The sequence below is a fragment of the Chryseobacterium pennae genome (assembly GCF_003385515.1).
Classification (GTDB): Bacteria; Bacteroidota; Bacteroidia; order Flavobacteriales; family Weeksellaceae; genus Chryseobacterium; species Chryseobacterium pennae.
The window spans coordinates 1-23,942 of sequence record NZ_QNVT01000037.1 but is presented as its reverse complement, the minus strand read 5'-3'; the positions used below and the strand labels follow the sequence as shown (position 1 = coordinate 23,942).

The following is a 23,942-nucleotide window of genomic DNA, read 5'->3' as shown; positions in this document are numbered from 1 at the left end:
AAGGACCTAAATAATTTGTAAATTTGTGATCAAATGGCAAAAGCGGATTACATCATATCATTAATTAAATCACATTACAACAATGAACCCGAGAGGTTCACCACTATTGCGTTGCAAATTGCTGCGCATGAAGCAAAACTTGGACACACTCTTGTAGCTAATGAGATTAAATCAATCATTGATAAAGCAAAAGACAATAAACAAAGATCTAAAACTTTTCCGATAGATCTTCAAGGGCTGATTCAGGAGAACATTCCTTCTGTTAAACTTTCAGATATGATTGCTCCCATCGATATTAAGGGAAGAGTTAACAGAATAATTTCAGAATTTGTCCAGCGAGATAAACTTCGTAAGCATGATTTGGAAAATCGAAGAAAAATCCTTTTGTCAGGACATCCGGGGACAGGTAAAACTATGACCGCTTCAATTATTGCCAATGAGCTCAATTTACCACTTTATACTATTTTGATGGATAAGATGGTAACCAAATTTATGGGTGAGACGAGTGCTAAATTACGTCAGGTTTTTGATTTGATTGAACAAAAACAAGGCGTATACCTATTTGATGAATTTGATGCTATTGGCGGTGAAAGAAGCCGTGATAATGACGTTGGTGAAATGCGTAGGGTTCTTAATTCGTTCCTTCAGTTTATTGAGAGGGATACTTCTGACAGTCTTATTATTGCCATTACTAACAATAAGGAATTATTGGACCAGGCACTTTTCCGAAGATTTGATGATGTTATATTATATAATCTTCCAAACCTCGAAGAGAAGGAAGCTTTACTGAGAAACCGCCTTTCTCAATTTTCTAGAAAAATTAAGTTTAAGGATTTATTACCCGAGATAAATGGATTGAGTCATGCTGAAATAACACTTGCGTGTGTTGATGCTATTAAGGAAACTATTTTAAATGAGAAGCAGTTAATGAACAATGAGTTGATCCTGAAAGCAGTAAGAGACCGTAATGCTGCATACCATAAATAATTTGCTCGATGGCTACATATAAACACTTTTTTTTCAATAGTATTGCAAATAGTGAAAAGTTTAAAGCACCACCAATGATGGGTGCAAAGCCACAGATTCCCAAACGTAATCGAATAACACACAGTGAAAAACACTTACAGCAATTTAATATAATTTGGGAGACCAAAAAGCAACTTGAAATACAGCGTGAAGCTGAACAAATCCCCACAAAGGAAGGGACTTACCTATCCTTTACAAGTTCAGTAGACCATGATCTGATCACTAAAAGTCTTGAAGACCTTCGAAAGGGAATTCGCTTGTTAAACATTAAGGAAATTGTAGGTGAAAATGATCATACCAGTGTTCGTGCAACGGTTTATATACCTAAAGGTAAAGAAGGGGCCTTTATGGGGAAAATCAAAGCGTATAGAGACAACAATAATACTTCGGTTGTTTTTCAAGACCAACAAGACCATAACCTTATTACTGAAGAAATTAATAAATTAGGAAATAACATCCATCTCAAAACAATAAAAGATGTAAACAAAAAAGGAATCGTACAAACAAAAGCCACTATTTCCTTGCCAGTTGGACAGGAAGATTATTTTATTGCGGAAACTCAGCGATTATTTCCCGAGGGCAAAGTGATAATATCTCCACATAATGCTGATTTGGTCAATAGTATTGAAGACGTAGGTCAGGCTTTATTGGAAAGTTTTTGGATGGATAATATTGAGCTGATTCCTGATGGCTATTCCAAATGGTGTGAGGTCTGGTTAAATATCAATACTAAGCAAAATATTGAAAGACAACAAATTGAACAATTTCTTACTCTTATTGGAAATATTGACATTGAAGCTAAATATCATGCCAATGGTCTGGAAGTTATCATATTTCCTGAGAGAGCGGTTTTACTAATTAAAGCCAACCGCGACCAGTTAATTGAACTTATATTACAGAGTGATTTGCTGGCTGAATTCAGAGCTTGCCAAGAACCCGCCGGTTTTTGGGTCAACGAAAGTGCTGTGGAACAACAAGGTTGGGTGGAAGATGTCTTAAGGCGAGTTGAGATTATTGATACTAGTGTAAAAATATGTTTGCTAGATTCAGGAGTTAATAATGGACATCAATTATTAAAACCTCTTATAGATGATCATAATACATTAACTGTTACTGCAGCTTGGGGAACAGACGATCATTATCGTGAACGGGGAGGCCATGGAACCTTAATGGCTGGAATTGCAGGATATGGGCACTTGGAACAACTCCTTACTTCCAGTGGAAATATTATACTTACTCATAAAATCTGTTCAGTTAAAATACTTCCCCGTCCTGGTCAAGAAGAAACTCCAACAGAATTATGGGGAAATGTAACTGCTCAGGCTATTGCTAGATCCGAAATTCAAAATCCAAATATATTTCTGATTTATTGTCTGTCAATAACAGCTAAAGAAGGTATAAATATGGGCAGGCCTTCATCCTGGTCTGGTGCAATAGATAACTTAGCGTTTGGCGAAGGACAAAATCAAAGATTGATTATTATATCCGGAGGAAATATAAAAGATGAGGAATTATGGCAGAATTATCCAGAGTCCAATTATGTAACTTCTATCCAGAATCCGGCTCAATCATGGAATGCTTTAATAATCGGTGCTTACACAGAAAAAACTATCGTACAAAACCGAGATTTCAGAGAACATTTACCTATTGCCAATCAAGGAGAGCTTTCACCTTACAGCTCAACATCCATAATGTGGGAAAAAAAATGGCCTTCAAGACCCGATGTTGTATTTGAAGGCGGAAATCTTTTGAAAGCCCCAGATGGAAGTATTTTTTCTCATGAGGATTTAGAGTTATTATCAACTTCAAAAACATTTGGCATTAAACCGTTTGATACCATTAATGCTACCAGTGCGGCAGTTGCCCAGGCAGCTTGGTTTACTGCGAAGATAGCTTTTCAGTACCCTAATGCTTGGCCAGAAACCGTAAGGGGATTAGTCATTCATTCGGCTGATTGGAATCCAATGATGTTAAATCAGATACAAGCCCAGCAAGGTAATAGAAAAAGCTTTAGGAATTTATTGAGAACGTTTGGTTATGGGATACCGAACCTGGAACGTGCTTTATATAGCCAGGAAAGTGCATTTACCTTTATATCTCAAGAACACATACAACCTTTTAATTTCAAAAAGGATAGCAGAACGGATACCGAAACTAACGAAATTCATTTTTTCAATTTACCATGGCCAAGTGAACTATTGCTGGAGATGGGTGAAACCCCTGTTACATTTAAGGTAACTCTCTCATATTTTATTGAACCTGGCGCTGGCGAGATGGGATGGAAAGATAAATATCGGTATGGATCACATGGTTTACGTTTTGATGTTAACAACGTTGGGGAGAAAGAAGATGATTTCAGAAAGCGTGTCAATAAAGCAGCGAGAGAAGAAGATGAAGAAATTTATACTAACGCTGGTGCTAGCAGATGGGTAGTTGGTAAAGATAATAGAAGTAATGGCTCTGTCCATAGTGATTACTGGAAAGGAACGGCTGCAGATCTATCAACATGTCATTATATTGCAGTATATCCTATTGTAGGATGGTGGCGAGAAAGAAAACATTTAGGTAAAGTAGAAACATCAACACGGTACTCTCTTATTATCTCCTTAGAAACACCTAACCAAGAAATTGAGCTTTATACAACGGTTAAAAATATGGTTGAAATACCTATTGAAATTAATAATACTCTTCGAGAACCTTAAGGTCTTGGTAAAATAGTCCATCTGCTTTTACTCACAGTGTTGTAAACAGAATACTCATCCTTCTCCTCTACCATCTTAAACCGAGTACCGAGTTTTAAACATAATGCGATTACTACAATTATGACATAGTAGAGATTCATATCGAAAAGGTAAATCACTGACATGTCTACGGAATTGAAATCCAGTGCATATTTGCAGTAAAAACATTCATTGCAAAAAATAAATAAAATAGCCTGCTTTCATTACTCCTTGTAAAACATCCTCTTTTTCTTATTCTATTTATTGTAATTATGGGTGATCAGAGCTTGGCTAGGCAGCTTTAAAACAGATTTATAATTTTTATTGTATCTTACATTTGAAAATATTTGAACCATCAAGTAATAAAATGTAAGTATGAAAATAGGATTAATAGGATTTGGAAAAGCTGGTAAAGCCGTAGCGAATGTAATACTGCAACACAAAGATTTTTCTTTAGAATGGGTTTTACGAAAAAGTGGAACGCTTGAACATTCCACAGCTAAAGAAGTTCTAGGAATATCGGTTGCGGATCCCGCAATGATCTATTCAGAACAGAATACAGATTTGGAAGAGTTACTAAGTAAAAACACTGTAGATGCCATTATAGACTTTTCTACAGCTGAAAGCATCTATAGTTATGGAAGAATAGTGTCTAAGAGAAATATTAAAATAATATCTGCCATTTCACATTACGAAGAAAATGAAAAAAAACTCTTAAAAGAACTTTCTTCTGATACTGTTGTTTTTTGGTCACCAAACATTACATTGGGTGTTAATTATCTATTATTTGCTGCTTCATTGCTTAAAAACATTGCTCCAAATGTAGACATAGAAGTTATTGAAGAACATTTCAAAGCTAAACCCGGAATATCTGGAACTGCAGTAAAAATTGCTGAGACACTTGACCTCAATACCAGCAACATCAATTCAGTGAGGGCTGGTGGTATTGTTGGAAAACACGAAGTTATTTTTGGCTTTCCTTATCAAACTGTACGTTTAGTCCATGAATCTATTTCGCGCGAGGCATTTGGGAACGGAGCACTATTTGTGGCTGAAAACCTTGATAAAAAGAAAAATGGGTTGTATAATTTTGAAGATATTTTACGACCATATTTTTTCAATCAATCTTAAGATATTCAATTTCAATATTTATTTACTGTATTTTAGAATTTGAAGGGAACATTCAATTATTTCCTCTGTTTCTTGAGTAGGATGCATTTGTTCAGTACTTTTTATAGCGAGAGTTACCGGCTTTAATAAATTTTGAGTTACGTATTCAACGGCGCCTTCGGTTATCACTTCATCTCTACTGCCGGTTTTGATGTTACCATCTTCCCCCATATCCTGCAATCTTTTAAAAAACTCAGGAGAGTTATCACCCTGAAAAAATACGTACTGTTATTCAAAATATCGTTCAACAATTTAAAATAAAATAAACTATGTCGTTTTACCAAAAATTAACCAAGGTAGGTTCAAAATATATAGGACTTCCTAAATTATTCAAATGGGGGTTCAATCTGTCTCCAATGTACAGAAGAAGCACAGCTCACATTTTATCCGTTTCTGAAGACCTGACAAAAATTAAAGTAAAACTACCTATCAGCTACAAGAACAAAAACTATATGGGTACCATCTTTGGTGGCAGTATGTTCTCTGCCGTAGATCCTATACCTATGGTTCAGCTTATTAATCTATTAGACCACCATTACGTAGTCTGGGACAAATCCGCAACTATTTCCTTCAAAAGACCCGGTAACGTGGATTTGTTTGCAGAGTTTGTGTACACACAGGAAGAATTGGAGCAAATCAAACAACAGGTATCAGAAAAGAAGGAACTGGAAATCATTAAAACCACTCAATTGACCAACGAAGACAAATCCATCGTGTTTTGTGAAGTACAGAAAAAAATCTATATAGCCGATAAAGATTTCTATAAACAAAAGAGGGAAATGAGTTCACAGTAAACTGATATACAGCCAATTGCAGTTTTTATCAACATTTAAATAACATCTTGATTTTGTGCAACGTATGTAATTTCATAGTTTTTAATGCTCAAATTTTTGTCCCTTTTCTTGTCCCTTTGGTATAAAATCACACAAATTTGAGCAAAAGAAAATAGAATGGTTATAGAATTCTTTGGTCTAAAATAATCTAATGATTATTATATGATTCTTGAAGACGGCTAATGAATTCTATATACCCTTAATTTGGAGAAATCATTATTTTTCACAAACATGAACGTGCTTATTTTTAAAAATTATAGTCTAATTTAAAAAACTTTATATATGAATGAAGTAAAGAAAAGATTTAAATGTTCACCTTTTTTCTCAGATTTACCTATTCTTTGGGATGAATTTTGCATCCATTTAATTGTATTAATCCTGAATAAAGGAGTATAACGACATTCAAAATGCCATTATTGAAGCCTATGGCCTGAATTAGTATTTTTCCGGACTTAAAAAAATCTGATCATGAGCTGAAATATCAGAATTGAGAAAGTCTGCCCATATTGTGGTACAAAATTTATTGCTAAAACTACCGTTACCAGATACTGTAGTCATACCTGCAATGGGAAAGCCTATAAACTTGAACAAAGAAATACAAAAATAGACTATGCCAATTATGCCTTACGTAAAGTTGAATAGCAGCGGCACCAACCTATAAACAGTCCGGTATACTTCACCGTAAAAGAGACTCCTGCTATTTTAAAATGTAGTGTTAACGTGGTATACTTTATAATAAGTACTGGCCGTTTGGAATCCATCAACCTATCTGTGAGAAAAACAGTAATCAACGTACAGGATCTAGCACTAAGCTATTAAAGTCAATAACATCTATTTAGACAAGAAATAGGTATTAATAAAAGAGATAATGCTGTAGTTCGCTAACACTTTCTTAACTTCTTCTCGATTGAGAATTAGGTACTTCAGTTTATTTAATTCCGAAAGATATTGCTGGTGAACATCTGGGTCTGTATTTTTTATTTCTTCCCGTTCCCACTAAAAGTCTTTATTGTTGAATAACCTGTTATAAACAATATCCGACACTGCATTGGAAACTGTTGATAGGTTATTTTTTTCCAATAGATTGATTTCTTCCGTGTAAGCTTTGGTCTTCTTCTTTATTTAATCTATTGTATCATTGATCTTTACTAAAAGTAAACGCTCCTCTTCTCCGCGCAGCAAAGACTCCTATGTATTATATCTTCTCTTTTGATCGTTTTTCAAAAAATATGTGTTCTCATCCTGCTTCACGTAGTTGAGCAAGTTGAATAACGATTCAACATTTTCGAATTGAAGCAGCGTTTCAACTTCTGCTATGGTCGAATCTTCATGGTTATCGTTGATGTATAATTTCGACAGTGTAAAAATTTTCCCAAAATTATTGTCAGCTGAGGAACTGCCGCTTGCCCAGTAAAGTACAAATTACCTTTAGTTTTAGGGTATGATCTAGCATGAGTCGTAGCAGCAGTGGGTTCCGATGTAAAACGTTTTAAAGCAGGCGATGAAGTCTACTGCCGTCCGGCCCATTATTACATTGGCAGATTTGCAGAATTTATAGCCGTTCATGAAAATGAACCCGTTGTGCATTTTAAAATAATGCTAATTTTTAAATTATTGATATTTCTTTTGAATATATTTTTGTTGATGTACTGTATGACAGTCATAGATGTAATCTTTGTTAAAATCTTGGTGTTGAAGCCATCAAATGATTTAGCGTAATTGCGTTGCCGCACACCTTATTCTTCAAAGAAAGAGAGAAAAGAAAATTGTCTAGATAATGCTATAATAGAGAATTTATTTGGAACATTAAAATCTGCAATGTTTTATCTGAAAAAAATCAAATCAATACAGGAATTAAAAGATGAAATCCATCAATATATTAACTATTATAATAAAGACAGGATAAGACTTAATTTAAAAGGAAAGAGTCCGATAGAATATCGAACTCTTTATTATCAAAAGATTATTTAATTTTGTCTAAATTTTTGGGTGCACTCTATTTTAGGGGCATTATATTATTGTGCTTTTATCTGCTCTATCTTTATGAATATTTTAGAAAGGTTAGGCTGAGCGCTACCTGTAGTAGGGGCTCCTACCATAATGGTTGCGGTATAAGCCGTTTTTGAAGAAGGATTACTATCTATCCAGGTATATCTTCTGTGTTCAGGTCCACTGGATCCATCTATAATCCCTATGTTCCCCCAGTAAGCACTTCCTACTGCTCCTGTACCTTGGGGGAACCAGCTAGTTGATGAATCTGCCATACCGCCCCATACTCCTGAAGCAATATTGTTTGTGGTTACAGCTGAACCAATATAACCACCGTATTCGGTATTATAATTCCAATACAGATTAACGGTAGCACCTGTATTATTATACAATTGTACATTAGGAACTGCAGCGGTTGTACCACTTGTGGTATCAAATATTACCCTGATTGAATATTTACCATCTGAAGTAGCAAGAGGTAAAGTATATGCTTGTTTCCCGTTGGTATCAGTTGTTAGGGTAGGATATCCCATCACAGCGAGAGATGAAATGTCTGCACGACTGGTATTTCCCACTGTAGCGCTGCAGTTTTGTCCTGCTGTTAAGAAAGGAACAGCAGTGCTGGTCATAGGAAGAGTCATATTATTAGCCGTGGTAGGAGTCCCACTCACTGAGAATACCAATTCGCCATCACCAAACTCTAGAGTTCCGGGTCTTAGTTGGAAGGTTAATCCGTTTACGGTAAAAGGAGCTCCTGAATTATACGAACCTCCGTTACCTTGGCTATAAGTAACTCTCAGGTTTCCACTGAAAGGAATACCGGGAGTATAAGTAGAAGGATTTAAGTAAGCTGTAGTACATTGTAGTGCGGAGATCGCTGGAGAGATGGCATTTGTTGCCTGTGTAAGTCTTTGCCATACTGCTCCGTCAAAATAATAATAGCCCATTGCAGTAACATTAATACGTTGTCCCGTAGCATCTCCACCAGTAACATCCGTAATATAAATTAATGCTCCACTCTGATCGCTGCTATAGGTAGCAGTATTTGCTGTAAGTTCAGCTCTTGTAAGCCTCGGAGCCTGTAATCCATATGTTTGTGTGTTATCCGTAATCAGTCCTGAGGTATCTCTTTTAGCAGATACATCAACTGTTGTTTTTGGTGAAATTGTATTGAACCCTACTTGGGCAAATGAGAATCCAGTAAAAAGAATAGCACTGAACTGTGTAAATTTTGTTTTCATGGTAAGCTGTTATTTGGTGTAAGTCAAATGTAACTTTTTTTTTCGATAAATACAAAAAAACATCTTTATAATTAAAAAAGATAAATAATTCGTAATGTTTTATGAATTTATGAGATTTTTTAATTGGTTTGTAGTGTTTTTATTTCATTATTTTATGTTTAATTAAAAGTACTTATAACAAATTCTATTTTCTCTAAAAGATGGTTTTTGTTTAATATATACCCGTTTTGTATTATGAATAAAAAGATATACGTTCGTTCATTTGAGTGAAAATCAGTAAACTTTTTTAATTTAAAACACTTAAAATAAATAACTTATATGTAAATTACGGAAGGGTTTTTGGAGTTCTACGAAAAATTTAAAGTAAAACAGTCTTATCTTATCAGAGACTTGCTCCCCGAATGAAAGATTTAGAAGTCGTAAGTCTTGACTTGACCGCCGAATATATAGGAATTGGCAGTGAAAATCATTTATTTCGTCAGCTTCCAGATTTTTTGAGCAATAAAATAAAATGCAGTTTTTACAATCGAGGAAAGCAAAAATTATCTTTTAAGATCAATAAAATACGTTTTAAATATAGCGCAGAGTTTCAATGAATTTGAAGATTGTTTTATTATGAATAATATACCTTTGGAGAACATGTATAAATATGGGTAGACCTTCATCTTGGTTTGGAGCAATAGATAATTTAGCATTTGACGAAGGTGGAAATCAAAGACTAATTATCATATCTGGTGGAAATATAAAGGTTGAGGAATTATGGCAAAATTATCAGGAGTCCAACTATGCAATTTCTATTCAGAATCCGGCTCAATCTTGGAATTCTTTAGTAATAGGCGCTTAAGCCGAAAAAAAAATTGTGAAAAATCCAGATTTCCAAAACCATACTCCTATTGCCAGTCAAGGAGAACTTTCTCCCTATAGCTCAACATCTATAGTATGGGAAAGGAAATGGCCTTCAAGACCCGATGTTGTATTTGAAGGTGAAAATTTTTTGAGAGCACCAGATGGAAGTATTGTTCACATGAGGACTTGGAGCTATTGTCCAGTTCATAAACATCTGGTCTTAAACTATTTGATACCATCAATGCCACTAGTGCAGCTGCTGCACAAGCATCTTGGTTTGCTGCAAAGATAGCTTTCCAGTATCCGGATGCTTGGCCAGAGACCGTAAGAGAGCTAATCATTCATTCAGCGGATTGGAACCCAATGATGTTTAATCAAATACAGGCTCAGCAAGGAAACAGAAAAAGTTTTAGGAATTTATTGAGAACTTTCGGCTACGGAATACCTAATTTAGACCGTACTTTATATGGCCAGGAAAGTGCATTTACCTTTATTGCACAGGAACATATAAACAACCCTTTAGTTTAAAAAAAGGAAGCAGAAGTGATACTGAAACACACGAGATTCATTTTTTCAATTTGCCGTGGCCAAATAACCTATTGCTAGAGATGGGTGAAATACCTGTTACATTTAACGTGACTCTCTCTTACTTTATAGAACCTGGCGCAGGTGAGGTTGGATGGAAAGATAAATATCGTTATGGATCCTATGGTCTTCGTTTTGACGTTAACAATATTGGAGAAGAAGAAGAATTTAAAAAACGTTTTAATAAAGCGGCGAGAGAAGAAGATGAAGAAATTAATACTAATGCTGGTGCAGGAAGATGGGTGGTTGGAAAAGATAATAGAAGTAATGGCTCGGTTCATAGTGATTTCTGGAAAGGAACTGCTGCAGATTTATCAACGTGTCATTATATTGCAGTATATCCTGTTGTTGGGTGGTGGCGAGAAAGAAAACATTTAGGTAAAGTCGAAACTCCAACGCGCTACACTCTTATAATTTCCTTAGATACACCTGATCAGGAGATAGAACTTTACACGACTGTTAAAAATCCGGTTGAAATACCTATTGAAATTAATGCTCGTTAAGATCCTTAATATCCAGGTAAAGTTTATTGAAATAAGACTATAATATACTTAAATGTACGAGCTAAATTAAGAAGAAATTTTGTATCATACTGCATAATATTTCTGTAATAGAATCTGAAATTTAATTTATATGTACAATCGGTACATTTAAGTATATTAACTAGTTACAATTCAAGTAGACATAGTAATACTCACAGAGCGGTTATTTTTCCTCATTGTAATATATTTGATAAAATTTTCTGCCATATTCATCTACCCCTTGTTCAATTAAATCTCGATTTACGTGGATGTAGATATCAAAATTTTTGTTTAGTTTCAAAACAATTTTAAAACCTCTAGCCTACTTAAGAAATTGTCCTTCCAATATTGTGCTTCAGAATTTCTATTTGTATTGTCAACCACAGCGATTATATATCCATTTTGCTTTTCAGAATCAAAAACTAAACATCCTTTGTCCAGCTTATGAATATTCATCCCCTCAATATCCTTTAGCTCATAATTGTCTAGCCCACTTTCTACTTTAAGCACGGTTTCCTTATTCTCGGATTTAAAAATACCGACACAGTCCAGTTCCTCACCGTCCAGTATAACGTCAGTCATATAAAACATACACAATTCACCTGCCTTAATTTTGGGGTGCATGCTTCTATGCTAACTTATACTGGAATCAAAATTAGTATATCCGATCTACTGTATATGGTGTAGTACTTTTGTAGTACAATTTTTCTAGTAGTGTAGTACTTTAGAAGCATTTGGTTTAATGGATAGTATTCTATTACAACGTAACATTGCACTCTATGCGCTTCACCAAGTCATCCAGGAGATCTAATCATACAGATTTAAAATAAAAAAAAAGAATGTAACCATTAGCACAGGTATACTCAACATTATCACAAATAAAAAGTTCACTAAATAAATAAGGAATTTTATGAAAAATAAATATATGATTATTTCTATTTTCATCTCATTTGTAGGGTATTCCCAAGTAGGAGTCAATACAACTAATCCTCAGGGGAGTTTTCATATAGATGGAGGTAAAGATAATGCTGCTGTAGGGGCTCCTACAACTATACAACAAAAAAATGATTTTATCATTACGCCATCTGGACAAGTCGGGATAGGCAAATATAATCCTCAAAAAAAGTTGGATATAGATGCAGACAATGCCAGTCTAAGGATTACTAATCTGCCGCAATCAAGTAATCAAAACGACTTTTTTTTGACTATAAATCCAGTTACTGGAGATGTTACAGCAACTAGCTATATGTATACGGTTAATGTGACATTAGACGGACAGGCTCAGAGTACTATAAATATCCCAAGTGATATTAATATCCCAAGTGGATTACTCGTAGTTAAATCAGATAATTCTTGCGGAATAAGTATGATTACAAACTTCATTTACTCAGATTCTGCATTTGGGTATTCCTTTGGAATTGCGGGCGACAAAGTTAGTACTTCAACAATTTCACCCATTCCTGCGAGTCCTACTGGACAAGGGTCAGCGGTATGGTCTATCAAATTTCCTCACACTCTTGATTGCAGTACGGGAAATAGCACACAGTTCGATTATACTATTTCAAGACCAACAAATACTAGTTTTTTGATTATAAATAATGGAAATGTGACTAGGAGTTATGTACTGACAATATTTCGTTTATAAGTGATATTCGTAACCTATTATATTTATTTTTTTTAATATGTACAAATTAGAAACATCACCTTTTGCTAAAATATTCAAATTATGAAAAATCTATTTATTATACTGTGTTTATCTGTCTATTCATTGAGTTATGGGCAAATTGGAATTAATACAGCAAATCCGCAAGGGAGTTTTCACGTAGATGGGGGAAAGGATAATCCAGCCTTAGAAGTTCCTACCTCTGTACAGCAAAAGAATGATTTTATTATAACCTCATCTGGAAATGTAGGGATTGGTAACTCTGCTCCACAGAGAAAATTAGATATTGATGCTAATGGTTCAAGTTTGCGTATTACCAATCTGAGCTCGCAGTCGCAGACAAACAACGATATCCTTGTAAAAGGTAATGAACAAGGAGATGTTACAAGAATAAAATATAGCTATTCTGCCACTGTAGAAAGCATAAAACCTGGAGAAAGTGCCTCTGTAATCATACCTTCGAATAATATACAGTCGGGAATCTTGATGGTTAAATCAAAGAATAGTTGTAAGAGAAGCATGATATCATCATATATTTTTTCTAATATGACGCTGGCGTACGTAAATTCAGTTGCAAGAGATAAAGTGGGTTCTGCTACTATTTTTTTATCCTCAAATGGATCCTCAGCCAGATGGAGTGTTAAGTTTAACAATGTTACTGGTTGTGACGATGGAGGCAATGGCACTCAATTCGATTATAGTATTGTTGCTAATACAACTAATTCGTATACAATTACAAATAATGGAAATGTTGCAAAAACATATATTTTAACATTTTTTAAACTATAATACTAATAAAAGCTTAATGATATTGTTGAAACATTTCTTTACAATTCGGATACTGTTCGAAATTTACTGTTGTTATTCTTCACTATAAATTTTTATGCACGGAACTTACACCAACCAAGAAAGGCCTACGCAATTCTTTGATTGCAAGATTTAATAAGTCATTCAGACAAGGGGTTTTGGATGCTTATATATTTATATATTTTCAAGTGTGGATGAGCGAGAGAAGAAAACAATAATAAAAAAATAAGCAGAGATTACTACTTTTGAAAGTACTGAAAATGGAAAATCTAATGCTTAAGGTAATCAAAGTCATTGATGATTAAAATATAGCATCATTGATCAACGAAGTTATGATCAATTTCTACATCAGATTGGCTCAAAGCTAACGGAGTAATAACAGACAAAGATCATATTTATTTTATAATATTCACCGTATGAAATACAGATTTTAAATAATTCAATTAATGAAAATTTTGGTTTTAAAAATGTTTATTTAAACAAAGTAGCTAAACGGAAAATACAATCCTAATTGAAGTCCTAAAAGGAATATGATTAGCAATTCTTTGAAATTAATACTAATTAATATTTCCCTATGTATAGCTTTTTGCATGGCTTTTGTAAAAATTATTTCAGTTATATTTTTTTTGAATTCCGTTTATTATAGAGATTATTTAAACTTTTTAAGATCAACTACTATAAAAGCCATATAGTTAGAATATTCCAGCTTGAGACCGTTGTCAAATCATTAAGAAAAGTCTAAAACTGTCTAGCCATGCGTTAGAAGAAGATGTGTTAGGTATTTAATATCTTGGTGATCTCAAAATTATAAGCTGGACAGTAAGGTGCGATCTAAGTGGGGCAGAAACCTATTGATAATTAGAAGAATGAGCAGAAAAGGAAACTGCTGGGATAATGGTGTTGCAGAAAGCTTTTTTAAACTTCGAAAACCGAGTATGTATACCAATAAAGATTTTACTGATAAACAGTACGCCGCACTTACCGTTTTTGAATATATAGAGACATGGTGTAACCCAGAAAATTTACATTCTGCACTAGGATACATGTCTCCGGAAAATTTGGAAAAAATTAATGAAACGAAAGATTGTAGCTTAACTATGTTCGCTCTTTTGTTGTAAGCCCAACCACAAAATACTCTTCGAACAAAGAATTGTATTATTATTTTAATGAAATGTAACTTCCTAATTTTTTATTCTTTTTTTAGGTCTGCCGGTAATTAATCTTAAGGGTATAAAAGTCGGGAATACCTACTTAAATATATGTATATCAATATAATATAAAGTTAGATATGTTTAAGAAATATAATTATATGAACTACAAAGAAATTAATATTGGTTTATTAATTAAACATTTGGTGATTGAAAGGCAACTTTCAATGTCTCGGATATGTGATTTTATAAATTGTCGTCCAGAAGATATAGAAGAAGTATATCGAAGTAAAAGTTTCGATACAGACAAGCTATTGCGTTGGAGTAAGTTACTGGAATATGATTTTTTTCGATTGTATACACAACATTTAATACTGTATTCATCCATGAGCAAGTTCCCAAAAGGTAAAGTGGCGGAGCTTCCTCAATTTCGAAAGAATATATATACAAAAGAAATTATAGATTTTATTTTAGGGAAAATAAATCATGGCGAAATGACTAAAATCGAAGTAATGTTTCGTTATAACATCCCTAAAACAACATTATATAAATGGGTGGAAAAATATAACATAAAAAATATTGAAGGGGACAAATCTTAAAAGATGTTGCGGTGTTTTGATACAGCAAAGTTACTACATTTTAATCGCTAATTTTTAATACACGACATGGTAAATTTAAACGTTTTAGTCTGATTTTATCTCTTATCATACGCGAATTATTTAAAAAATTTGATTGCTAAACCTAAACACAAGTTTGAAAAAAATTGCATAGGAATCAATATCAAGACTCATCTTGCCAGCATTTTTTTACCATTTTTCTTCGGCAGATTCAGTTCGTGATATCAGCAGCGGCTTATGCACAACGGCTAATCTTAACAATCTAGGGGTTGGTAGAGATCCCGGAAAACCCTAGTTTCCTAATCAAAGGGTCCGTAATATTGCACACTTTCCTAAATCATGATGATATCTACCTGTTTTTATGCAGATGAATGAAGATAAATTTTACAGTGATCTAGCATTTTAGCATGAATACTAAATATTTAATCTCTTGTTTAGAGTTTTCTTTAGGCACAATGAGATATAGACAGGTCGGTTTAACACTGGTACTTTCCAAGTTGTTTTCTAGGTTGACGGAAAAGGCTAATAAGTATTGCTTGTCTTAGACAGTACAAAGTACTATTTATAATTCTATTGCATCTTCGCTCACTATTACTTCGCACAAGGGATTTGGATATGCAAATAAAAATTCCAGTATAAGTTAAGCATAAAATCTTAATTTTAACTTATGAAACGAGAGCGAAAAATCTACGATCCTATTTTTAAAACCAAAGCAGTCCAATTAAGCAATGAAAGATCTAATATCTCAGAACTGGCACGATAACTGGGGATTGCAGTCACACTACTTTACAAATGGCGCAAAGAGTATGAAGAATTTGGAGAAGGCAGTTTCCCTGGTAATGGGAATTTAAAACTCACACCCGAGCAGGAAAAGATCCACGAACTAGAGAAAAAGCTCAAGGATGCAGAGCTAGAACGTGATATATTAAAAAAAGCAATCGGCATCTTCTCCAAGAGCGGTCGATGAAGTATAAATTCATAAAAAATAATGAATGTATATTCCCGATTGAAAAGATGTGTAATGTTTTAAAATTAAGTTCCAGCGGTTATTATAAATGGAAAAATAGATCCCGGAGCAAGAGATTGCTTTTGAAAGAAAAAATAAAAGAGCAGATAACTTCGATTTATTTTTCATCAAAACAATGTTACGGAAGCCCAAGAATTGTGTTTGAATTGAATTCATTAGGATACAGAATATCGCGAATCACTGTGGCGAAATATATGAAGGAGCTTTGTTTGAGAAGTAAATTAAGCAAGAAATTTAAAGTAACCACTAACTCTAAACATAATTATTTGGTGGCATAAAATGTGTTGGATAGAAATTTCACAGCAGGAAAACCTGCACAAGTTTGGGTTTCAGACATCACTTATATTCAGACTAAAGAAGGATTTTTGTACTTGACAACTGTTATTGATTTATACGACCGAAAAATAATCGGATGGAGCTTGAGTAAGGGAATGAGCACCGAAGAAACGAGCCTTGCAGCTTGGAAAATGGCTGTTAAAAACAGGAAGATAGTTGATGAATTAGTTTTTCATAGCGACAGAGGTGTTCAATATGCAAGCAAAAAATTTGTGAATACATTAGATTTTTATAACGTCACAAGGAGTATGAGCCGCAGTGGAAATTGTTGGGATAATGCAGTGGCTGAAAGTTTTTTCAAATCATTAAAAACGGAACTCATTTATGGCAACAAGCTCATTACAAAAGAGCAAATGGAGCTGCAAGTTTTCGAATACATAGAAATCTGGTACAACAAAAAAAGACGTCACAGCACTCTGAATTATCAAACAATAGAAGAATTTAATAATCTAAATAAAATTTATAAAAATGTAGCTTAACTTATACTGGAATTTTTATTTGCATATCCAATCCCTTTTTAATTTCAAAAGGTCAAGACAAAAATCACTCTTGAACGAATCATGTTCGAAAGTTGTGGACTAAGCAAAAAATTTAGTTAATCTTAATAAGAAAAAAGATTTATCCTTCACTCCTCTGAGTTGCATTCTGAAGTTTTTGATTTTGGCATTAAAAGATTCTGCAGCAGCATTGATGTTTCTTTTATGAAAGTAATTTAGAATATCTCTATAATGGTGTGTTATCGCTTTTCTTAAAGTGGAAAATGATTTAAATCCTGCCTGCTCAACATCCTTGAACCAATGCGCAAGCCTTGTCATTGCAACAGATTTTATAATGTTCTGATAATAGATCTTCTTAAGTCCATCCGTTAAATGATACGCTTTTTCCAGATCGGAATATTGAGTAAAAAGAATATTACAATCAAAGGAATAAGAGCTAATCGTGCTTTTGTAGAAAAGCCGATGAGAGAAAGAAGTTGGAGAATTATTGTAACAAAGAACCACCAATTCTTCTCATCAAGAATCTGCAGTAGAAAATTATTTGATTCAAAATTATAGGTTAAAAGTAGTAAAGCGTCCTGGGTCGAGATTATTTAAAACAATATAGAGGTAAACACGAACGCATAAGGGTTGATTCTTTATCACATAAATAGTCACAAAAGTGGTAGCTAGCATTATACTACATGGATGCTTTTTTAAATTTTTCTTTGTTATTATCAATTCTTTTTAGCAGGCCAATTATCTATTAATGCTTTCGGATATAAAAAAATAAATGCTAGTTGTTTTTTAATATATTGATTTATAGAGAATTAATATTATGAAGGGTATTGGTAGTATTCTTTTTTTTATGATTTTATTTCCACAGTTGTACTTTTCCTGTATTTTAATGATGTGTAAATATTTTTCTTAAAGTTCAATTTATTCATTTGATGTGATCTTGTACTTCTGGTCAAATTTATAGATAGTACTACCATAAGTGCTATGTATTTAGTTAAATGTTAGAATGGAACTAATAGAGAAATTTAGATTTAGAACTTAATATTTAATTATTTTATGAAAAAGAAAATTTTAACAGTGAGTGTTTTCACTATGGCATTTACAGCTGTTTATGGGCAAAGATGGGAGCCTATGGGACAAAAAGGATCCGAAATAAGAAAAGATGTTGAAGTCAGACAGACCTATCGCGTAGATCTTAACTCCCTTAGAAACCTTCTTAAGGATGCTGTAGAAACAGGAAAGAATGCAAAGCCTGTGATTATATCTCTGCCCACAGCAGAAGGTAAGATCGAAAAATTTGCGGTATACAGCAATCCGGTGATGGCTCAATCTCTGGTTGAAAAATATCAGCTGGGTTCCTATGTAGGAGCCGGTATAGATGATTCTTCCAAATACGTAAGATTCAGTACATCTCCTACAGATATGCAGTCTATGATCATCAAAGATGGCGTATTCCAGTTTATAGAACCTATTTCCTCAGATAAAAAAACGTATGGGGTTTTCTATAAAACAAAGAAGACCGGAGGAGAGCATGGCTTTGAATGCGGAATGAATGAAAAGGATATAAAAGATATAAAAACACTGGAGGCCAACGGAAAAAAAAATCTCTCTAACTTAGGGATCACCAGCAGACCTTCCAGTACAAAATACAGAACCTACAGACTCGCACTTTCCGTGACTGGAGAATACACCCAGTTTCATGGTGGAACTCCGGCCGGAGCTTTGACTGCTATGAACAATACAATGAGCCGTGTGAACGGGATCTTTGAAAAAGATTTTGGAATTCACCTTACCGTTCAGGATCTGCCGGGAATTATTTATACTAACGCTGCCACTGATCCTTATTCTGATTCAGGGCCGGGCGTTGATAATGGTTTATGGAGTGGTGAATTGATGACTAATCTTAGTAGCAATGTAGGAAGCGGGCTGTTTGACATTGGTCACCTTTTTGGAGCTTCCGGCGGTGGCGGTGCGGCAGGCTGTATCGGCTGTGTATGCAGCAATGATACAGCAGTTAACAGTAATGGACGTCCATTAAATTATAAAGGTTCAGGATTTACTTCTCCAGCCAATGCGATTCCTCAAGGGGATTCATTTGATATTGACTATGTAGCTCATGAAATAGGACATCAGTTCGGAGGAAATCATACCTTTTCACACAATTCTGAAGGCAGCGGTGCCAATGTTGAACCGGGAGGAGGAACCACCATTATGGCCTATGCGGGAATTACCAGCGATAATGTTCAAATGGTGAGCAACCCATATTTCCATTATAAAAGTATTGACCAGATCATGACCAACATGGAAGGGAAAGCAGGGTGCGGAGTTGCCGTAGATATTACCAACAATACCGCACCGGTTATTTCTCCGCTTACTGCTTATACAATCCCAAAAGGAACAGCCTACTACCTGGATGCAACAGCAGTAGATGCCGAAGGAGATGCTGTAAAATATACGTGGGAGCAGAATAATTCTGTAAACAACCAGGCAACGATTTCCGGAGACAGTGGCTGGGGCTACAATACCCAGGGGGCTTTAGCCAGATCATATACTGGAACAGCTTCAGGCAGAAGATATTTTCCTAAAATGGAAACGGTAATGAACGGTTCTCTGACTAATAAACAAGACTGGGAAACTGTTTCTTACATTCCAAGAACGCTCAATTATGCAGTAACGGTAAGAGATGAGAATGCTCAACGTCCAATGCACTCTTCAGCAGAAATTGCACTTACCATAGGAAACGATGGTCCTTTCAAATTTAATGGGCTTACAGCTGCAACCATTTTATATAATAATGCATCCAATACCATCAGCTGGGATCCTGCCAATACCAATGCAGCCCCATATAATGTATCCAATGTAAAAATTGATTATACAGCTGACAATGGAACAACATGGACAGATCTTGCTGCTTCTGTGCCTAATACGGGGAGCTATGCAGTTCAGATGCCTGCAAGTCTTACAGGTGCTGTTAAACTGAGAATATCTGCAGTTGGAAATGTATTTTATTCAGTGTCACCCGCCATAACAGTAGGAGCAGCTCCTACTTCAGCAGGAGCACCTACAGGGGTTTCCTCTATAGAGAAGGAAATTTTTAAAACGACTGCCAGAATATCATGGAATAGTGTACCTGGAGCCAATACGTATTCAGTAAATTACAGAAAACAAGGGGAAACGAACTGGCAAAATGCCTCAAGCCCGACAAATTCTATTGTACTGACTAATCTTGAAGACGAAAGAAATTACGAAGTAAAGGTAGCCGCAGTGGTAAACAGTGTAACCGGGGATTTCTCAACAGATTATGCCTTCAAAACTAAAGGCTTATTGACTGGAGTAGATTATTGCATACTGAATTCAGGAAAATCAAATTATGCAGCGGTAAGAAGTATCAAAGTTGCTAATGTTGATTATCAGGATGCTACGTACAGGTCTTATAAAGATCTGAGTACAGATCTTACCAAAACGATCAATCTGACTAAAGGGACAGCTTATACTGTGGAAACAAGTATTCTTTCATCATCTACGGCATATGGAGGAAGATCTGTCAATGCTTCCGTATGGATAGATTATAACAGAAACGGAGTATTTGAAACTTCAGAAAAAGTAGGACAGGTAGCAGGTGGACTTCCAGATGATGCTGACATTATCTCCGGGTTAGACATTCCCTTTACGGTACCAGCTACAGCCTATGCAGGAGATAAACTGCTGCGAATGAGAATTGTTGTTAAAAATGCAACAGGAGCATTGGCCGATATTTGCGGTTCAATTGCAGGAGGTGGTATTATGGATCTTCCCGTAAAAATCACCAGCGCATTAGCTGTAAACGAGGTTAAAAATACAAAATCAGAACTCTCTATTTATCCAAACCCTGCTGATACTTATGTAGAAGTGAAGAATATCAAAGGAAAAGCAGATTACAAAATCTACAGTGCAGACGGAAGACTGGTTCAGGAAGGAAAGCTGGAAGGACAGAAAATTAATGTGGCAGGCTTGTTAAAAGGAATGTACGTGATCGCCTTAAAAGACGAAACAACAAGCTATACAACAAAATTGATTAAAAAGTAAATTAGAAAGGTTTCATTTTAGTTTTCAGCAATGTATAAAGTAATCTTTATACATTGCTTTTTGACAGAGCACATTGCTTCAGCATTGAGTTAATTGGATAGTTACTTATGTAAAATGGAAACCATACTGAATTATTTTGGTTTTAGTGGTGAAGTTGAAGCTTTGAGAAATTTCAAGTGAATCCATCGGGCATTAAAACAGCCTTAGTGAACAATATTAATAATAAATTGATCTCTCAAATAATGAATTTTAAATTCAGATACAATACTGATAAGATAAGCTGTGATTATATGTGCATGATAGAAAATAGGAAAGAAAACTATTTGTTTTCATTTTTATTATCAATTTTCCTTACCTCCTTATTTCATGCTCAGAATACGGCTCCCACTTGTATAGGAAATTGGGGACCGCCAATTGTTAATCAAACGTTTGGACAAGGTAACGCAACTAATGAATGGTATGGCCCTTTATCTACTTATGCTCCAGGTGCCAGTACATCAACTACATTTGTAGGTGCTGCTGGGCCGGCTGGTAATCTAACCGATGGCTATTCGGGATTAGTTAAAAATCCAGCCGTGCAACAAGGATCTTTTGGATGGATAAACTCTGCTGATCATACAGGTAATACCAATGGGCTGATGTTATTGATCAACGCTCCATCGACTGCCGCAACAGTATTTTTTGAATATGTTATGAATGATCTTTGCCCCAATACTACACTAAAGCTTTCTATTTGGGTTCTCAATGTAAATAGTCCCGGGACCTGCTCCCCCAATTATCAATTTCCTAATTTAACACTTAGGGCGGTTGATCCTACAACAGGCAATATTTTGGGTACATCAATAACGGGAAATATTCCAGTCAACTCTAACTGGAAAGAATTTTCCGTCATTTTCAATAATACTTCTAGCTCATCAGTTAAGCTTCAGATTATAAACAATTCTGTAGGTAACGGCTGCGGAAATGACCTAGCCATTGATGACATAACCGTTTCACCCTGTATCCCATCAAGTATTGTGGCTGCACCTAGTGCAAGTACAAGATTATGTCCTGATCAAAATTCAACTGTTACTTTTACGGCGAACTTAACTGGAGGCTCATACAATCCTGCCGAGTATCAGTGGCAATACAGCAACGACTCCGGCGCAACATGGATAGATCATGGAACTCCCAGTACAAATCCCAACTATACTTTCGATTCCACAGGCAAACCGCCTGGTACTTATTTGGTGCGGTTCAAAGTAGGACCACAAGGTTCTTCTCATAATTCTCAATGTAATGCGATAAGCCGGAATGAAACTGTTGTAATAGGTATTCCTCCCAAAGTCAATGACACTACGATAGTATCTTGTTTTATTGAAGATAATCCGGTTACAGCGTTATTTAATCTCAACAATGCTAATGTAACCTCCGAAACTGCGATAACAAAAAAATACTATCCATCACCTACTGATGCGATGAACAGCACCAATGAAATAATGAACCCGTTAAGTTATAATGCTCCTAATGGTGTGGTTTATGTAAAAGTATTCAATGTCCATGGATGCTATTCTATCGCAAAGGTAACACTGACTGTACTTGCACCTGTTTATTCAAACATTCTTAAGGACAAAATTATCTGCATTGAAGATAAAACAACGCTAGATGCAGGCGCTGGATTCAATGGATATGAATGGAGCACCGGTGAAACTACACAATCTATCAGCAATGTAGGAGTAGGAACTTATTGGGTTAAACTGAAAACGGGTGATTGCATAGCTATACAGCATGTAAAAGTATATGCTTCTGAACAACCTGTTATTAAAAGTATTGATATTTCAAATAATACAGTCACCGTACATGCTGAAGGAGGTACAAAGCCTTATAGATATTCAATGGATAATATTACCTGGCAGGATTCTAATGTTTTTTTGAATGTTACAAGAGGAGAAGGTAGAATATATGTACAAGATCTTTATGCATGTGAGCCCAATGAGGTTAAAATTACAGTTCTTAACTTAATGAATGTTATAACGCCTAATGGAGATGGAATTAATGATGTAATTGATTACTCTGCATTGGGAATCAAAAATAATCTGACTATGAATATTTACGATAGGTATGGTAACAATGTATACAATCTTGATAAAAGCAGGGGATACAAATGGGATGGAACTTTCGGCGGAAAAAAAGTACCCACAGGAACATACTGGTATTCTTTATTCTGGAATGAGAATAATAAAAATAAAACTTCTTTTAAGTTTTCAGGTTGGATACTGGTAAAAAACAGAGAATAGATTTTTAATCTGTATTCTGGAAATATTTTCTTGTTGTAAGTGTTTAAAAAGTAAATAAAACCAAGATTGAACATGTGGCTAGTGCTGTAAAGAAATATATGTGATCTACCAGGGTTGGATCGATAAAGAAAAAAATTCCATCTACGGTGAAATCCACGGAGGGCGTGCCACGCGGATGGGATTGATCCAGCCCCCTGATCTTTATATTTGTGAAGTGGGTTATAAGGCGTTTCAAATATCTTAACATTCTTTGATTCTTTCCCTGAATACTAGAAGCTTTATAAAGAATGGTAAAACAGATCTGGTATGATAATGAAACCCCTGAAAAGCAAAAATTGCTAAAGAAGTGTCAGCAGTATTCCGTATCTACAAAATCAAGAAATCATTACTAATCATCTTTGGAGCTTGTACCCACTGAAGATGAAAATTTATATCCGTGAAAAACAGTGAACTATTAGATTTATTATGCTTTAATGTACAAAAAATGAAAATGAAAAGTAATTTGATTACTCTATTTTACCTTTTAATATTCATCTTTTTTATTAGTTGCGAAAAATCCTTTACAGAAGAATTAAATG

Annotated in this window: 16 protein-coding genes and 3 pseudogenes; 15 read left to right on the top strand and 4 right to left on the bottom strand. The window is 34.8% G+C overall.

The annotated features are described in order from the left end of the window. Positions 1-33: 33 nt before the first annotated feature. From DRF65_RS25770 to DRF65_RS25760, 3 genes are all read left to right on the top strand, one after another. Complete coding sequence (locus DRF65_RS25770) at positions 34-987, top strand: AAA family ATPase (RefSeq protein ID WP_115973574.1); 954 nt, start codon at positions 34-36, stop codon at positions 985-987. An 8-nt stretch (positions 988-995) separates the two neighbouring features. Continuing rightward, positions 996-3,728, top strand: a complete 2,733-nt coding sequence (locus DRF65_RS25765) for a S8 family peptidase (RefSeq protein WP_115973573.1) — start codon at positions 996-998, stop codon at positions 3,726-3,728. A 393-nt stretch (positions 3,729-4,121) separates the two neighbouring features. Beyond that, on the top strand, positions 4,122-4,877 hold the full coding sequence (locus tag DRF65_RS25760) for a 4-hydroxy-tetrahydrodipicolinate reductase (RefSeq protein WP_115973572.1): 756 nt from the start codon (positions 4,122-4,124) through the stop codon (positions 4,875-4,877). A gap of 18 nt (positions 4,878-4,895) precedes the next feature. Here DRF65_RS25760 and DRF65_RS29035 read toward each other — a convergent pair whose 3' ends face one another. Next, complete coding sequence (locus DRF65_RS29035; RefSeq protein WP_115973571.1) at positions 4,896-5,087, bottom strand: hypothetical protein; 192 nt, start codon at positions 5,085-5,087, stop codon at positions 4,896-4,898. A 98-nt stretch (positions 5,088-5,185) separates the two neighbouring features. Here DRF65_RS29035 and DRF65_RS25750 point away from each other — a divergent pair, with 98 nt between their 5' ends. Next, complete coding sequence (locus tag DRF65_RS25750) at positions 5,186-5,710, top strand: DUF4442 domain-containing protein (RefSeq protein ID WP_115973570.1); 525 nt, start codon at positions 5,186-5,188, stop codon at positions 5,708-5,710. A gap of 1,794 nt (positions 5,711-7,504) precedes the next feature. Beyond that, a pseudogene (locus tag DRF65_RS25740) lies at positions 7,505-7,720 on the top strand (IS3 family transposase); the annotation flags it as partial. Between the two features lie 44 nt (positions 7,721-7,764). On the opposite strand, the gene DRF65_RS25735 reads toward DRF65_RS25740, so the two are convergent. Continuing rightward, positions 7,765-8,979, bottom strand: coding sequence for a hypothetical protein (locus DRF65_RS25735; RefSeq protein WP_115973567.1), 1,215 nt, complete (start codon positions 8,977-8,979; stop codon positions 7,765-7,767). A gap of 649 nt (positions 8,980-9,628) precedes the next feature. Between DRF65_RS25735 and DRF65_RS25725 the strand changes: the two genes are divergently transcribed. The 3 genes from DRF65_RS25725 (at position 9,629) to DRF65_RS25710 (ending at position 10,913) form a co-directional block, all read left to right on the top strand. Next, entirely contained in the window at positions 9,629-9,823 is a 195-nt protein-coding gene (locus tag DRF65_RS25725; protein ID WP_115973565.1) for a S8 family serine peptidase, read from the top strand. Between the two features lie 239 nt (positions 9,824-10,062). After that, on the top strand, positions 10,063-10,353 hold the full coding sequence (locus tag DRF65_RS25715; protein WP_115973563.1) for a S8 family serine peptidase: 291 nt from the start codon (positions 10,063-10,065) through the stop codon (positions 10,351-10,353). 80 nt (positions 10,354-10,433) lie between these two features. Beyond that, positions 10,434-10,913 (top strand): hypothetical protein, encoded by a 480-nt coding sequence (locus DRF65_RS25710; RefSeq protein ID WP_115973562.1) that lies wholly within the window; start codon positions 10,434-10,436, stop codon positions 10,911-10,913. Between the two features lie 315 nt (positions 10,914-11,228). Here DRF65_RS25710 and DRF65_RS25705 read toward each other — a convergent pair whose 3' ends face one another. Then, positions 11,229-11,555: a nucleoid-associated protein gene (locus DRF65_RS25705; protein WP_115973561.1), complete on the bottom strand. Its 327-nt coding sequence runs from the start codon at positions 11,553-11,555 to the stop codon at positions 11,229-11,231. 286 nt (positions 11,556-11,841) lie between these two features. On the opposite strand from DRF65_RS25705, the gene DRF65_RS25700 reads away from it, so the two are divergent. The 5 genes and pseudogenes from DRF65_RS25700 (at position 11,842) to DRF65_RS25680 (ending at position 17,008) form a co-directional block, all read left to right on the top strand. Beyond that, the gene (locus DRF65_RS25700; RefSeq protein WP_123947435.1) at positions 11,842-12,576 is read left to right on the top strand and encodes a hypothetical protein; all 735 of its coding nucleotides are present in this window, start codon (positions 11,842-11,844) and stop codon (positions 12,574-12,576) included. An 81-nt stretch (positions 12,577-12,657) separates the two neighbouring features. Further along, positions 12,658-13,383, top strand: coding sequence for a hypothetical protein (locus DRF65_RS25695; RefSeq protein ID WP_115973559.1), 726 nt, complete (start codon positions 12,658-12,660; stop codon positions 13,381-13,383). A 941-nt stretch (positions 13,384-14,324) separates the two neighbouring features. Beyond that, positions 14,325-14,519 (top strand): annotated as a pseudogene (locus DRF65_RS25690) (IS3 family transposase); the annotation flags it as partial. A 191-nt stretch (positions 14,520-14,710) separates the two neighbouring features. Beyond that, positions 14,711-15,148, top strand: a complete 438-nt coding sequence (locus DRF65_RS25685; RefSeq protein WP_115973597.1) for a transposase — start codon at positions 14,711-14,713, stop codon at positions 15,146-15,148. A 685-nt stretch (positions 15,149-15,833) separates the two neighbouring features. After that, a pseudogene (locus DRF65_RS25680) lies at positions 15,834-17,008 on the top strand (IS3 family transposase). Between the two features lie 99 nt (positions 17,009-17,107). Here DRF65_RS25680 and DRF65_RS25675 read toward each other — a convergent pair. Beyond that, complete coding sequence (locus tag DRF65_RS25675) at positions 17,108-17,530, bottom strand: transposase (RefSeq protein WP_228438950.1); 423 nt, start codon at positions 17,528-17,530, stop codon at positions 17,108-17,110. Between the two features lie 549 nt (positions 17,531-18,079). Between DRF65_RS25675 and DRF65_RS25670 the strand changes: the two genes are divergently transcribed. Both DRF65_RS25670 and DRF65_RS25665 read left to right on the top strand, forming a co-directional pair. Next, on the top strand, positions 18,080-21,088 hold the full coding sequence (locus DRF65_RS25670) for a reprolysin-like metallopeptidase (protein WP_115973556.1): 3,009 nt from the start codon (positions 18,080-18,082) through the stop codon (positions 21,086-21,088). Between the two features lie 242 nt (positions 21,089-21,330). Continuing rightward, positions 21,331-23,364 (top strand): T9SS type B sorting domain-containing protein, encoded by a 2,034-nt coding sequence (locus tag DRF65_RS25665; RefSeq protein WP_115973555.1) that lies wholly within the window; start codon positions 21,331-21,333, stop codon positions 23,362-23,364. The last annotated feature ends 578 nt before the right edge of the window (positions 23,365-23,942 follow it).

What these genes read in the sequence shown, in the direction of transcription:
- DRF65_RS25670 (WP_115973556.1), top strand. Translation starts at nt 18,080, where the DNA reads ATGAAAAAGAAAATTTTAACAGTGAGTGTTTTCACTATGGCATTTACA.
- DRF65_RS25700 (WP_123947435.1), top strand. Translation starts at nt 11,842, where the DNA reads ATGAAAAATAAATATATGATTATTTCTATTTTCATCTCATTTGTAGGG.
- DRF65_RS25665 (WP_115973555.1), top strand. Translation starts at nt 21,331, where the DNA reads ATGAATTTTAAATTCAGATACAATACTGATAAGATAAGCTGTGATTAT.
- DRF65_RS25765 (WP_115973573.1), top strand. Translation starts at nt 996, where the DNA reads ATGGCTACATATAAACACTTTTTTTTCAATAGTATTGCAAATAGTGAA.
- DRF65_RS25750 (WP_115973570.1), top strand. Translation starts at nt 5,186, where the DNA reads ATGTCGTTTTACCAAAAATTAACCAAGGTAGGTTCAAAATATATAGGA.
- DRF65_RS25695 (WP_115973559.1), top strand. Translation starts at nt 12,658, where the DNA reads ATGAAAAATCTATTTATTATACTGTGTTTATCTGTCTATTCATTGAGT.
- DRF65_RS25705 (WP_115973561.1), bottom strand. Translation starts at nt 11,555, where the DNA reads ATGCACCCCAAAATTAAGGCAGGTGAATTGTGTATGTTTTATATGACT.
- DRF65_RS25770 (WP_115973574.1), top strand. Translation starts at nt 34, where the DNA reads ATGGCAAAAGCGGATTACATCATATCATTAATTAAATCACATTACAAC.
- DRF65_RS25685 (WP_115973597.1), top strand. Translation starts at nt 14,711, where the DNA reads ATGAACTACAAAGAAATTAATATTGGTTTATTAATTAAACATTTGGTG.
- DRF65_RS25760 (WP_115973572.1), top strand. Translation starts at nt 4,122, where the DNA reads ATGAAAATAGGATTAATAGGATTTGGAAAAGCTGGTAAAGCCGTAGCG.
- DRF65_RS25735 (WP_115973567.1), bottom strand. Translation starts at nt 8,979, where the DNA reads ATGAAAACAAAATTTACACAGTTCAGTGCTATTCTTTTTACTGGATTC.
- DRF65_RS25725 (WP_115973565.1), top strand. Translation starts at nt 9,629, where the DNA reads ATGGGTAGACCTTCATCTTGGTTTGGAGCAATAGATAATTTAGCATTT.
- DRF65_RS29035 (WP_115973571.1), bottom strand. Translation starts at nt 5,087, where the DNA reads ATGGGGGAAGATGGTAACATCAAAACCGGCAGTAGAGATGAAGTGATA.
- DRF65_RS25710 (WP_115973562.1), top strand. Translation starts at nt 10,434, where the DNA reads ATGGGTGAAATACCTGTTACATTTAACGTGACTCTCTCTTACTTTATA.